We start from the raw sequence: 12,495 nt of genomic DNA, 5'->3' as shown, positions 1-12,495 counted from the left end.
AGAGAATGAAACAGAAACGTTACGCGATAGTTGACCTTGAGACCACCGGCGGCCGGGCCGACCGCAACCGCATCATTGAGGTTGGGATTGTGGTCCACGACGGGCAGCGGATACTTGATACCTACAGCAGCCTGATTGACCCGGAGTGTTATGTCCCTTATGGGATTACCCAATTGACGGGCATTACACAGGAGATGGTCGAGGGCGCGCCAAAGTTTTATGAGGTAGCCCGAAAGATAGTAGAAATGACTGAGGGTGCGGTATTCGTGGCGCACAATGTGCGTTTCGATTACAGCTTTTTGCGGGCTGAATTTGCCCGTTTGGGGTATACCTACTCCCGTAAAAACCTGTGCACAGTGCGTTTGAGCAGGAAAGCTTTCCCGGGCCTGCCTTCTTACAGCCTAGGTAAACTGATACAGCACTTTGGCATAGCGGTCAATGACCGGCACCGGGCCCTTGACGATGCCCTGGCCACCGCTGAATTACTGGGGATGATATTGGGGCAGGAGGAAAATCAGGCGGAAGCCGATCAAATGATCAACCTGGGGATAAAAGAGTCGCTTTTGCCCAAGAGCTTTGACCTGGAGAAAATGCACGCCCTGCCGGAGGCTTGCGGGGTGTATTATTTGCATAATGCCAAAGGGGAGGTCCTCTATGTGGGCAAGAGCATCAACATCAAAAAGCGGATTGCTGAGCATTTTGCGGACAAGACCGAAAAAGCAGGCAAGCTGCAGCGGCATGTACACGATGTCAGCTATGAACTGACCGGCAGCGAGCTGGTCGCATTATTGCTGGAGAGCCACGAGATCAAACGGCTGCGGCCCCCTGTCAACCGGGCTCAGCGGGTCCGCAAGTTCCCTTATATCATACATACCTATGAGGACGAGGCAGGCTATATCTGCTTTGAAGCCGCGCAGGTCACCGCCGCTGCCCGGAAGCAGTTGCAGGTCATTTCTGAATACCCCAAGCTGGCCCATGCCCGCAACCACCTTGGGCGGGTAAGAGAGCGGTTTGAGCTCTGCGCCCGCCTTTGCCGGCTGCAGCCTGGCGGTGCTGGCGCTTGCTTCAATTACCACATCAAGCAGTGCCATGGCGCTTGTGCTGGGCTAGAGGAAGCAGAGGCATACAATGAAAGGGCCTCAAAGGCCAGAGACGTGCTCACTACCGTTTTCGAAGAAGACTTTTTGTTGCTGGACGAGGGCAGGTCTCCCGGCGAACGGTCTGTCGTTTTGGTAGAGGGCGGAAGCTACAGAGGGTTTGGTTATCTGGAGGAAGAAGTGATCGGGGGCGGGGAGCAAGTTTTGCGGGATTGCATAAAGCCCTACCCCGGAAACCCAGAAACGACCCGCCTCATTCAGCGTTATATGGCCAAACAGCAGGTGAAGAAAATACAGCTCCGCAAAGCTGAAGCCATAGACTGAGGCTCCGTCTATGGCTATTGCTGGGATTTCGACTCTGCTTCAAGCGTTTCGATTTTTTCCATTACTTTCTGATAAAGGGCATCCATTTTTTCGGGCTGTTTGCGCAGCGCCTGTAGGGATTCTTCTACCTCTTGGGCTTCCACTTGGTGCATTTCATAGATCTGCTCGTAATAAAGGGCGGCCATGCTGTCCTTAGTGCCGCCGCGCAAGGTCTGCAGGGCAGCTTCTGCAATATGGATGTCCGCAAGCGTGGCAATGAGCTTTTCTTCTGGGACGATGATGCCATCAGCGGATTGGGGCTTTTGGCAGGCGCCAAAAAGAAAGGGCAGCAAGCAGCAGGCGAGCAGGCAGCGGAGAATAGGGTGCATCTAAGAAAAGTATTGTTTTGGGTAATGATAAGCAGTAAGCAGGCCGGTTTCGGAGGTGAAAGCCCCCCATTCGGCTACTTCAGCATCGACTTGGAAGACACCGCAGGTTGGGATGTTGGCGATGAAGCCCGGGGAGAATTGGTTGGCCAGGGCAGTCATGGAAGGGTTGTGCCCAAATAAGAAAATGGTGCTGAGCGTATCAGGAAGGGCCTGGATCAGCTCCATAATATCTTCCGGGAAAGCTTCGTAAACCGATTTTTCCTGGCGGATTTCGCTCGGCGCAATGCCCAGCGCTTTCGCAAAATACTCGGCTGTGGTCAAGGCACGCACAGCCGGGCTCGAGATGATCAGGTCTGGCTGTGCCCCTTTGGCATGCAGCAGTTTGCCCATGAAGGGGGCATCTCTTAGCCCCCTGTTGTTTAGTGGGCGCTGAAAGTCGCTAAGCTCGGCATGGTCCCAGCTGGATTTGGCATGCCGGGCGAAAAATACTGTTTTCATATTGGGTACTAGCCTTGTGTTTAGCGCGGCATCCAAAATCGGCCGCGCATTTTTATTGTTGCCGAAATTACCCCAAATTTGCTGGACAAAATGCAAAACAAAGGTTAAAAACGACGAATGAACTTTAAAGATAAAGTGATCTGGATAACGGGGGCCTCTTCAGGCATAGGAGAGGCTATGGCCTATGCTTTTGCTGAGCAGGGGGCAGACCTCATCCTTTCTGCTCGGAATGAGAAGGAGCTGAGCCGGGTACAGCAGAATTGCCCGAAGCATACCCGCACTCTGGTCTTGCCTATGGATGTGACCGACTTTGACGCTATGTCCGGGCTGGCTGCCCGTGCCGTCAACCACTTTGGGAAAATCAACGTCTTGGTGAATAACGCCGGGATCTCCCAGCGCGCACTAGTCAAAGACACGGCCCTTGCTGTGGACCGGAAGATCATGGACGTCAACTTTATTGGGACCGTTGCGGTGACCAAAGCAGTGCTGCCCTATATGATCCGGCAAAAGAACGGCCATATCATCGCCATCAGCAGTGTTATGGGCAAGATCGGCACGCCCCGCCGTTCGGCCTATGCTGCTTCCAAGCATGCACTGCATGGTTTTTTTGACTGCCTCAGGGCGGAAGTGGCTGAACAGAACATACAGGTCACTATCATCTGCCCCGGCTATGTGCACACCAATGTAAGCATCAATGCCCTGACCGCGGATGGCAGCCCCAACAACCAAATGTCTGATGACTCTAAGTCTGGGCTGCAGCCGGAGGAGTTCGCTGTAAAAGCGCTGAAGGCCATTTACAAGAAAAAGGAAGAGGTGTACATCGGCAAGCGGGAGATCTTAGGCATCTACCTAAAGCGCTATGCTCCTTGGGTCCTTTCACGGGTGGTGCGCGGCATGAAGGTGACTTAGAGGGTGTTGGGACTTTAGTAATCGGTCTATCCCGCTAGACAGCGGGGCACTTTTTCGCTCGTACTTCGCCCCAAAATCCTTCCCGCTTTTTTGCATCAAAAGCGGGCCTTGGCTAAACTCCGGTTTTCGACTAGAAGGCCAAAATCCCAACACGCCCTTAACAGCCGGCCTGAGGGGCCAATGATTCATGCTTGTTGGATGGAAGCTTTGCTGCAAGTATGGGCGCCAACCAGATTGTCGTTTTTTGGCCTGCCCCTGCACCATGTGAGGGGGCCTGCCCCTGCCGCAAGGGCAGGTGCCGCTATGCTACGGGGCTCGCTCTTCGCTCGGCCCTGTCGGGCGTACCCCCCTTCGCAGCGCTAGGCCAATGCCAGGCTACAAACGCCTGTGGCATTTGGGTTCATGCCCGCAAGCGTGGGCAGAGGAGGGCAGCCCTTCAGCAAGAGCCGAAGGGCTGCTGGTTCTCTTGGCTGTTGTGTCACTGCTTGATGAAGCGCCCGTGGAGGGTGCCTGCTGTTGTCTGCAGCCGTGCAGTATACCACCCGTTAGGCAAGGCTCCGCATGGGGCAGACAGCTGCTGTGTACCGGAGGGCAGCTTTGTATAAGTCCGGGAAAAGACTTCCTGCCCGTTTGCATTAAAAAGGCTTAGCCGGGCGGCCCCTTCGGAGGGAAGGCCAAACCTGAGCTGCACTTCATGGCTTGCCGGGTTGGGGAAAAGTTCGAGCTCCGCATTTGAGCGGGCGTAGTGTTGGGTGTTGACGACGGTGCTGGCAAAAAAACGTTGCCGCCTTTCGGAAGCGAAATTATCGCTAGCATCCATGATTGGGTTGCCATTGAGATCGGTGGCGAGGATGAACCCCCCGCCAGACAGCCCGTTTTCCCCGTCGTCCGCCACTACGAACTCATAGCAGCCTTCGGCAGGAAGGCTGATGCTCGTTTCCTGGTAGTCTAAGCCAATAAGGCCGGAAGCAACGGTATCCTGCAGCTCATTGATGATGAGCCATCGCGTCTGATCTTCTGCCGCATCTTCATCGCCCTGTGCGTAGAAGTTGAGCGTCAAGGTAGTGTTGGGAGCATTGTAAATGCCGAGGTTGACGGAATTGTTGCCGGGGTCGTCGTCCATGCCGGAAAGCTCCAAGCGGAATGCGTTAAAGCCAGGGGCAAGCGGTACCCCTTCAAAAACGATAGGGGCTTCTGCACCCGTCGGCAGCTCGCCCGCCCAAGTGGTAGTGGCTAATACCTGCCCCTCGCGCAGCAAAGAGACCTCAGCGCTGTTGACTACAGATGCCCCTGAATTATAGAGTTTGGCTGCTACATCTGCCGTGCCGCAAAGGGTAGGTCGGGACGAGAATTCGTGGATGGCAGCATCATTAGGAAGCGGCTCATTATTGCAGCTGAAGGCTTCGTTCAGTACATTTTCGACGGTCCAATTGCTCAGGCCAGACCACATCTGCGGGATTTTGATGCGCATATCCGGGCAGATCATGGCTACGGTAGGATACGCCTGCAGCCCATAAGCAGCGGGCAGCCCAAAGTCTTGAACATCGATGATAGGATAAGGCGTGCCGCTCACCCAGTTGCCTTGAGAGGGGCCTTCCATCCCGGTCAGCTGTTCGAAGCTGGTGTTGGGGTCTGCCTCAATGAACAGTACCATAATCTCGTCTGTGCCATCAGGCCCGTAGGTGGCATAGATCTCCTCCAGGACCCCGCTGTTGTGCAGGTTCCAGCAGGGGAGACACCAAGCAGCGGACATGACCATGATCACAGGTTTGCCCTCCGAGAGGAAGTCGTAAAGCCGTTGTTCGTTGCCGTTGATGTCAGTTAGGGTGAAGGGGGTAGCCCAATCGCCGGGCTGCACCTGTGCTTGGGCAGAGACAGATAGGCCAGCGAGCAAAATCAGCGCGTATACATACTTCATCATAATCCTTTTTAGGTTTTGGTGGGAAATAAGGGGTAATTTACCAAACCGGGCAGGCTAGCTGAACAATCTTAGATAGATTTAACTTTTCCTTAGATAGAAAAGGGGCAGCCTAAAAAGGTATTGCCCGTTTTGAGCATCAGGTGGGCGGACTAGCGCTGCGCAGGGGTGGCAAGCCCGGTAGGGCCGAGCGGATAGCGAGCCCCGGAGCATAGCGACCCGCGCCGATAGGCAAGGGGAGGCCCCATCTAATATGTAGGGGCAAGCTTGAAAAAAGGTCATTTTGTTTGTGCCGATAGGGGCAGAGGGGGCCCTCAAGTAGGGTCAGCAAAAATGAAGAACATGGAAGAACAGGGCGTTTCAAGTGGGCAAGTATTCCAGAACCTGAGCATACAGCCGGAGCAGCTGCCTGCTATAGCTACGGTGGAATGGCGGCCGCTGTCGGGTGCTTATCTGCAGGCCTTGGTGCTCAGGATGTGGCTGTTCAGGCTATCGGTTTTGGCCGCCTTTGCCGTGGCCGCCCTGTTGAGCCCTGCCATCCCGCTGACGCTGATATTGTGGGTTTCTGCAGGATGGTTGATATTGGCCCTGGCCACTATGGCCTACCTCAAGTACCGGCACCGGGCGATGGGGTATGCGGTACGGGAGCACGACCTGCTTTACCGTTCTGGCCTGCTCTACCGGCGCACGGTGGCCATCCCCTTCAACCGGATGCAGCACAGTGAGGTGCTGCAGGGGGTTATAGACCGGCAATTTGGGCTGGCCCGCCTAGCTGTTTTTACGGCAGGTGGGAGCAGCAGCGACCTGGTCATTCCCGGGCTTGAGGCTGAGCAAGCCTACCGTATGCGGGAGTTTTTGGGAGAAAAAGTAGCCGATGAATAAGCATGGACTGATCCCTGATGTGCCGCGCCGTCAGCCCCGGTCGGCTATTATCCTGTTTGTGCTGAATTTTGTGAAGCGCTTGCTGAAAGGAGCTTGGCCGATCATCTTGGTATTTCTTTTCCGAGCTGGCAATGAGCAGTCTAAGCAAGAATTGCTGACCAATGCTGCCGTGCTGATGGCAGGCGGCGTTTCTTTATTGTTTTCAATTCTGGCCTATTTCCGCTATTTTTTCCATATCGAAGACGGCCACACGCTGGTCATCCGGCAGGGGGTGCTCAACCGCTCTCTGACCCGGCTGCCGTTTGAGCGCATACAGAATGTGCGCATTGCTCAAGGGCCTGTACATCAGCTATTGGGGGTGGTCAGCCTGGAGATTGAGACTGCCGGCAGCAAGGGGCAGGAAGTCTCTATACAGGCATTGGAGCGGGAGGTGGCGGTGGCCATGAGGGATGGCATCCTGGAGCCTGGGCGGCGTGCAGAAGGGGTTGAAGTAGCGCTCGAGCCAAAAGGGCATAGGATACTGCAGCTCAGCACTAAGGATTTGTTCCTGGTTGGGCTTACCCAAAACCACCTCGCAACCGCTGTACTTATCGTAGGGACGGTCTCGGGCTTTTTCTTCACCTTGAGCAGCGCAATGGGCTGGAAGGATATAGCCCCCTTATTGGAGGGGACCCCATTTTACGAGCCAGGCCTGCTGTTGCTCCTTGCCCTTGGCGTAGGATTGCTGGCGCTATCGGTCGTTTTGACCGTGGCCCAGGTAGTGCTCCGTCATTTTGGCTTGGCGCTTTGGGAAAACGAGCGGGGGCTGTCTTTGACAGAAGGGCTGCTGAACCGGAAGGAGGTACACCTGCAGCGCTCTAAAGTACAGAAACTAGCTTGGCGCGACAACCCCCTCCGCCGGATGCTGGGGCTGTTCCGGCTCACCTTTAGCCAGGCAACGCCGGGCGAGGCAGGGCTGTCTAGGAATGTAGGGGTGCCGGGATGCCGGGCAACAGATGTACGGGAAGTATGTGCTGCTGTTTTCCCCGATGCTGAGCATGAGCCTGCCCTTAGCGGGCGTGCGCATGCTGCAATGGGGTGGGCCAACGGCAGGTATGGCCTGTTGATAGGCGGGGCTGCTGCCGCCGGGCTCTGGTTGGGGGTAGGGCAGCCCATGCTGAGCGCTGTCAGTGCGGGGGTTGGGGTGTTGGGCTTGGCTTACGCTTATGCCTACCAACGAAAATTCAAGTGGCAACTTTCGGACGGCTATCTTTACGTTCGGCACGGCGTTTTTGCCCATACGTATGAGCTGCTCCCGTTGTACAAAGTGCAGGCAGCCGTGCTCAGGGAGAGCTGGTTCCAACGCAGTAGGGGCCTTGCTAGCCTCATCGTTCATACGGCTGGCGGAGCGGTAGTATTGCCATTCCTCCCCTTGGCCATAGGCATGCAGGTGCAAGACGTGCTGCTTTATCAGGCGGAGCGGAGCAAGACAGCCTGGATGTGACCGGCTTCAAAATTGGTTCAAAATCGGGTTGTAGTTTTGTGGCAGGTTTTCGGCAAAGGGTTTGCCGGCCCAAACTGGACAGTTGGACCTTTGAATCAATATGAAGCTATTAATTGTAGAAGACGAAAAAGAGCTGCTTGCCAATATTCAGTCCTATCTCAACCGGGGGGATGTAGTGTGCGAGGCAGCGTCTTCCTTTTCAGAGGCACAAGACCGCCTGCTCTCCTTTGCGTACGATATCGTCTTGTTGGACCTGATGCTGCCCGATGGAAGCGGGCTGAACCTTTTGCGCATGCTCAAAAAGATCAACCCGGAGACGGGCGTGCTCATTATCTCTGCTAAAAATGCTATCGAAGACCGGGTGGAAGGGCTGGAGCTGGGGGCCGACGATTACCTGACCAAACCTTTTCACCTTTCGGAGCTGAACGCCCGGCTGAATGCGATTTATAGGAGGCGAAAGTTTCAGGGGCACCGGCAGCTCACCTTCGATTGCCTTACGGTAGATACCGATACCCGGGAGGTGAGCGTAGACGGGCGGGGGGTGGAGCTAACGGTGAAAGAGTATGAGCTGCTCCTGTTTTTCATTTCCAATAAAAACCGAGTGCTGACCAAGCAGGCGATTGCGGAGCACCTTTGGGGGGATGATGCCGATCTGCTGGACTCTTTCGATTTCGTCTATCAGCACATCAAAAATCTTCGGAAAAAGCTCGCTGTGGGCAGTTGTGGGGATCAGATCAAAACGATTTATGGGCTGGGGTACAAATTCAATAGCCGATGAACCTGATTATCAAGACCACCTTGTTCTATCTGCTGCTTTCGGTGCTGGTATTCGGCGCAGGCGGTGTGCTGACCTATCAGATTGTCCGGAGTGAAGTGACCAAAGAGACGGACTTCGCGCTTTATGAGCACATGCGTGAGATAGAGGAAGAAATACTCGAAGGGCTTCCATTGGAGTTGCTCATGCGCGAGCGGGTAGGTATTCAAAAGCTTCCGGCTGCCCCTCCTCCTGATACGTTTTTTGTATTTTCTGATACCTTGGCGCTGCACCCCTACCTGGATGAGAAAATGGAGCCTTACCGGAAATTGGATGCGGTGCGAAAGGTGGGCGACGGCTATTACCGATTCAGCATCACGGATATCTTTATTGAGTCGGACGACATATACGATGTGGTGGTGAAAATCATGTGGCAGCTGTTCCTTATCCTAGGGCTCAGCATGCTGGTCAGCAGTTTTTTGGTCACGCGCTGGCTATTGCGCCCCTTCCGCCGCATCCTGCGGAGCATTCAGCAGTTCAGCCTCCGCGATGAGTCCCCCCTTGACCTGCCACAGCGCACTTCCACCCGGGAGTTCCGGCAGCTGAACGCTTTCATACAGGCTATGACGCTACGGGCGCGGCAGGATTTTAAATCAGTGAAAGAATTTTCTGAAAACGCCTCCCACGAGATGCAGACCCCTCTCTCGATTGCAAGGGGCAAGCTGGACTTGCTGCAGGAATCTGAAGACCTTGGCCAGGAGCAGTTGGAGCTCATCTCCGGCGCGCAGCAAGCGCTGCGCCGGCTTTCTAAGCTCAATAATGCCCTGCTTCTGCTGACCAAGATAGAGAATGAGGAGTTCCGCGAGAGCGCACCGCTCGATTTTTCGAAGGTGGTCCGCAGTAGCTTGGACAACTTCCGGGATCTTGCGGGCTTTAAGGGGTTGTCCCTCAAACAGGAAACCGGCGAGGCGGTCTACCTGCGCCTTGATCTCTCTCTGGCTGAGATACTGGTCTCCAATGTCATTAGCAATGCCATACGGCACAATATCAAAGGTGGGGAGATTGAAGTCGTGCTCAATCAGGCGGGGCTGCGGGTGCGCAACACTGGCCAGCCGCTCAGCGTACCGGCAGAGCAGCTGTTCCAGCGGTTTCAGAAGAGCAGGCAGTCTGAGCGCTCACTGGGCCTGGGGCTGTCCATTGTCCGTGAGATTTGCCAGACCAACGACCTGACCGTAGACTACAACTATCAGGAAGGCTGGCACGAAGTCTGGATCGGATTCCCTAAAAATGTTTAAACTTCAAAATTGCTTCAAGATTGCTACAAAGCGGCTACAAATTCGGGCCCTATATTTGCCCCAGCAAACAATAAAAAGCATCTCGTGATTCGTAAAGCGCGCTGATATTTTGGCTTGCTATTGAGCCAGATGACTTACGAAACACAAACCTGACTGCATGAAGACCTATTTGACTACCTTTTTTTCTATTGCGATTGTGGCTTTCGCCCTGGCATCAAATCCTGCTGAGTACAAGGGGACGGTGAAAGGGCAGGTATTGGATGCTGCTACTGGCAGCCCTTTAGAATATGCTACCATTTCTGCCTACCAATTCGCCGATAGCAGCTTGGTTACCGGGGCTGTGACAGAGCCTGATGGCACCTTCACCATAGAGCTGAAGAACGGCAAGTATTATCTGGTCATAGATTACATCTCTTTTCAGCGTTTGTCCACGCCACCTTTCGAGCTCAAGCCCGGGAGCCAGAGTGTGGATTTGGGCAAGATCGAGATGTTGCCAGATGCACAGACTCTGGCGGAGGTAGAGGTGCGGGCTGAAAAGAGCCGCATGCAGATGTCGCTCGATAAAAGGGTTTTTAACGTAGGGAAAGACCTGGCCAACCTAGGTGGCTCAGCCACAGATGTGCTGGACAACGTCCCCTCTGTTACTGTTGATGCAGAAGGGGCGGTAAGCCTCAGGGGCAGCGGTGGTGTCCGCATCCTTATCGATGGGCGCCCATCGGGCTTGCTCGGCGGGAGCGACAACAGCGGCCTCCGCCAAATACCGGCCAATCTGATCGACCGCATCGAAGTCATCACCAACCCTTCTGCCCGTTACGAAGCGGAGGGCATGGCTGGCATCATCAATATCATCCTGAAGAAAGAGAAGCGCAACGGCCTTAACGGGGCAGTAGACCTCACAGCTGGCTACCCGGACAATTACGGCCTGGCTGTCAATGGCAATTACCGCCTCAATAAATGGAATTTCTTTGCCAACTATGGCCTTTCTTACCGGGACAGCCCTGGCAGCGGCAACCTTTACCAAGAAGTATATGACCGCAATGGTATAGGCCCGGACACGGTCTTCATACAACAGCAGACCCGCGACCGCAGCCGTGGTGGCTGGGGCCATACGCTGCGCGGAGGGCTGGACTATGCCATCTCTGAGTCGGCTTCTCTGACCGGCAGCGTGACCTACCGTACCGAAGATGGCAACAATACATCAGAACTGACCTATCGGGACTATCTGTTCAACTTGGATACGCCTACAGGCATTACCACGCGGGTGGACGATGAGCGGGAGATAGAAGATAACCTGGAATATACGGTTGCTTTCCGCAAGGATTTCCCTGGCAAAGACCATCGCCTTACCATAGATGCGCGCTACCAGGATAATGCGGAGGTTGAAGAGTCCGTAATCCGTGAGGCTTACTTCACGCCAGAGTTCATAGAGACCGGGCTGCCCGGGCTTCAGCAGAACGCTTACAATCGTGAAAAGCGCATACAGACCGTTCTTCAGTCTGACTATGTGCGGCCGATAGGGGAAGAAGGTAAATTTGAAGCCGGCTTAAGGGCTGGCATCCGGGATATAGAAACCAACTTTAGCGTAAGCGAACTAGAGAATGGGGTTTTGGTGCCAGTAGAAGCCTTTACCAATGATTTTGTTTTTAATGAAAGTGTTTACGCCGCTTATTCAAGCATCGGTAACAATTTCGGGCCGGTCTCCCTACAAGCAGGGCTCCGGGCTGAATATACCGATATGACCACGGAGCTGTTACAGACTCAAGAGGTGAACCCTCGGGATTACCTCAGCCTTTTCCCTAGTGTTTTCCTGGGATACGAAATGGCAGGCCAAAACTCCGTCCAACTTAGCTACAGCCGCCGGATCAACCGGCCGAACTTCTGGAGCCTTAACCCCTTCTTTAGTTTCTCTGATGCGCGCAACATTTATTCCGGAAACCCGAACCTTGATCCAGAGTTTACCCACTCCGTGGAAACGAACTACCTGAAGTATTGGGACAGTGCTTCTCTTACGGCAGGCGTTTTTTATCGTCATACCGACGGGGTGGTACAGCGCATCCGCCGGATTGATGAATCTGGTGTGACTTTCACCCAGCCTGAGAACCTGGCGACGGAGGATGCTTATGGTATTGACATTACCTACTCTTACTCGCCATTTAAGTGGTGGGACCTCGACGGGAACTTCAACTTTTTCCGATCCCTCATCAGCGGCAATGCCAATGGGCGGGACCTTAGCGCCGACGCGGTGACCATGTTCACCCGCCTGACTTCCCGGGTCACGCTTTGGAAAGAGCTGGAGACGCAACTCAGGGCGAATTACCGTGCCCCTCGTGTTACACCACAAGGGCGAACCAAGTCTCTGTATGTCATTGATTTATCTATGAGCAAGGACGTCTTGGAGAAAAAGGGTACGCTCACCCTATCTGTCCGGGACTTGCTCAATTCCCGGAAATGGCGTACTGTCTTTGAAGATGAAGGTTTTTACAGCGACGGGGAGTTTCAGTGGCGTGCCCGTCAGGTGCTGCTCACGTTCAACTACCGGATCAACCAACAGAAAAACCGCCGTGGCGGTGGCCGTGAAGGCGGCTACGATGGCGGGGGAGGGGGCGAATTCTAGCCTGCTTTCCGAAGCTTTCAAGAATTAAACAGATGGGGTTTAGTTTTATTAATGCACCGGGCGCCTGGATTCCAGGACGCCCGGTTTTTATTTATGGTACTAGCTGGGGACAACGATTTGGTTGTCAAAAATTGAGGTTCGTTTGGGCTGTAGCGCCTTGCTGGCAAAGTATTTCCTAAGCGTGGAGGCTAGTGCCTCAAGCCATAAATCCTTGCCACCCCAAGTTTCGTTCTTTTCCGCCTACTCCTCGTTAAAGAACCGCGACTTTAGCTCGGGCTAAAGTCGCGAACCTTCGCCTTGATTAGCCGGAAAACAACTTCAACTTAAGTATCAGAGATTTATGGCTTAAGGCA

General features: G+C 54.3%; 10 protein-coding genes. 7 read left to right on the top strand and 3 right to left on the bottom strand.

Going from position 1 to position 12,495, the window contains the following annotated elements:
* Window positions 1–5: 5 nt before the first annotated feature.
* Complete coding sequence (locus FRY97_RS08490; RefSeq protein WP_147167023.1) at window positions 6–1,421, top strand: exonuclease domain-containing protein; 1,416 nt, start codon at window positions 6–8, stop codon at window positions 1,419–1,421.
* Between the two features lie 14 nt (window positions 1,422–1,435).
* Here FRY97_RS08490 and FRY97_RS08485 read toward each other — a convergent pair whose 3' ends face one another.
* Both FRY97_RS08485 and FRY97_RS08480 read right to left on the bottom strand, forming a co-directional pair.
* Window positions 1,436–1,789, bottom strand: coding sequence for a DUF4296 domain-containing protein (locus tag FRY97_RS08485; RefSeq protein WP_147167022.1), 354 nt, complete (start codon window positions 1,787–1,789; stop codon window positions 1,436–1,438).
* A complete protein-coding gene (locus FRY97_RS08480; RefSeq protein ID WP_147167021.1) occupies window positions 1,790–2,287 on the bottom strand; it encodes a SixA phosphatase family protein in 498 nt (165 codons plus the stop codon). It abuts the gene before it with no gap.
* 117 nt (window positions 2,288–2,404) lie between these two features.
* On the opposite strand from FRY97_RS08480, the gene FRY97_RS08475 reads away from it, so the two are divergent.
* Window positions 2,405–3,196, top strand: coding sequence for an SDR family oxidoreductase (locus FRY97_RS08475; protein WP_147167020.1), 792 nt, complete (start codon window positions 2,405–2,407; stop codon window positions 3,194–3,196).
* A gap of 478 nt (window positions 3,197–3,674) precedes the next feature.
* Here the strand turns inward: FRY97_RS08475 and FRY97_RS08470 are convergent, their stop codons facing one another.
* Window positions 3,675–5,117 (bottom strand): T9SS type A sorting domain-containing protein, encoded by a 1,443-nt coding sequence (locus FRY97_RS08470; protein ID WP_147167019.1) that lies wholly within the window; start codon window positions 5,115–5,117, stop codon window positions 3,675–3,677.
* 330 nt (window positions 5,118–5,447) lie between these two features.
* Here FRY97_RS08470 and FRY97_RS08465 point away from each other — a divergent pair, with 330 nt between their 5' ends.
* From FRY97_RS08465 to FRY97_RS08445, 5 genes are all read left to right on the top strand, one after another.
* Window positions 5,448–5,996, top strand: coding sequence for a PH domain-containing protein (locus FRY97_RS08465; RefSeq protein WP_147167018.1), 549 nt, complete (start codon window positions 5,448–5,450; stop codon window positions 5,994–5,996).
* Window positions 5,989–7,479 carry a PH domain-containing protein gene (locus FRY97_RS08460; RefSeq protein WP_147167017.1) on the top strand — a complete coding sequence of 497 codons (1,491 nt, stop codon included), beginning with the start codon at window positions 5,989–5,991 and terminating at the stop codon, window positions 7,477–7,479. Before FRY97_RS08465 ends, FRY97_RS08460 begins: the two co-directional genes overlap by 8 nt.
* Before the next feature lie 100 nt (window positions 7,480–7,579).
* Window positions 7,580–8,257 carry a response regulator transcription factor gene (locus FRY97_RS08455; RefSeq protein WP_147167016.1) on the top strand — a complete coding sequence of 226 codons (678 nt, stop codon included), beginning with the start codon at window positions 7,580–7,582 and terminating at the stop codon, window positions 8,255–8,257.
* A complete protein-coding gene (locus tag FRY97_RS08450; protein WP_147167015.1) occupies window positions 8,254–9,528 on the top strand; it encodes a sensor histidine kinase in 1,275 nt (424 codons plus the stop codon). Before FRY97_RS08455 ends, FRY97_RS08450 begins: the two co-directional genes overlap by 4 nt.
* Before the next feature lie 157 nt (window positions 9,529–9,685).
* Complete coding sequence (locus FRY97_RS08445) at window positions 9,686–12,142, top strand: outer membrane beta-barrel family protein (RefSeq protein ID WP_147167014.1); 2,457 nt, start codon at window positions 9,686–9,688, stop codon at window positions 12,140–12,142.
* The last annotated feature ends 353 nt before the right edge of the window (window positions 12,143–12,495 follow it).

The organism is Phaeodactylibacter luteus, assembly GCF_007993045.1.
In the GTDB taxonomy this organism is placed as follows: domain Bacteria; phylum Bacteroidota; class Bacteroidia; order Chitinophagales; family Saprospiraceae; genus Phaeodactylibacter; species Phaeodactylibacter luteus.
Note: the sequence above shows the minus strand (reverse complement) of the source record. Positions and strands in the feature narration are given on the sequence as shown.

What these genes read in the sequence shown, in the direction of transcription:
- FRY97_RS08490 (WP_147167023.1), top strand. Translation starts at nt 6, where the DNA reads ATGAAACAGAAACGTTACGCGATAGTTGACCTTGAGACCACCGGCGGC.
- FRY97_RS08485 (WP_147167022.1), bottom strand. Translation starts at nt 1,789, where the DNA reads ATGCACCCTATTCTCCGCTGCCTGCTCGCCTGCTGCTTGCTGCCCTTT.
- FRY97_RS08480 (WP_147167021.1), bottom strand. Translation starts at nt 2,287, where the DNA reads ATGAAAACAGTATTTTTCGCCCGGCATGCCAAATCCAGCTGGGACCAT.
- FRY97_RS08475 (WP_147167020.1), top strand. Translation starts at nt 2,405, where the DNA reads ATGAACTTTAAAGATAAAGTGATCTGGATAACGGGGGCCTCTTCAGGC.
- FRY97_RS08470 (WP_147167019.1), bottom strand. Translation starts at nt 5,117, where the DNA reads ATGATGAAGTATGTATACGCGCTGATTTTGCTCGCTGGCCTATCTGTC.
- FRY97_RS08465 (WP_147167018.1), top strand. Translation starts at nt 5,448, where the DNA reads ATGAAGAACATGGAAGAACAGGGCGTTTCAAGTGGGCAAGTATTCCAG.
- FRY97_RS08460 (WP_147167017.1), top strand. Translation starts at nt 5,989, where the DNA reads ATGAATAAGCATGGACTGATCCCTGATGTGCCGCGCCGTCAGCCCCGG.
- FRY97_RS08455 (WP_147167016.1), top strand. Translation starts at nt 7,580, where the DNA reads ATGAAGCTATTAATTGTAGAAGACGAAAAAGAGCTGCTTGCCAATATT.
- FRY97_RS08450 (WP_147167015.1), top strand. Translation starts at nt 8,254, where the DNA reads ATGAACCTGATTATCAAGACCACCTTGTTCTATCTGCTGCTTTCGGTG.
- FRY97_RS08445 (WP_147167014.1), top strand. Translation starts at nt 9,686, where the DNA reads ATGAAGACCTATTTGACTACCTTTTTTTCTATTGCGATTGTGGCTTTC.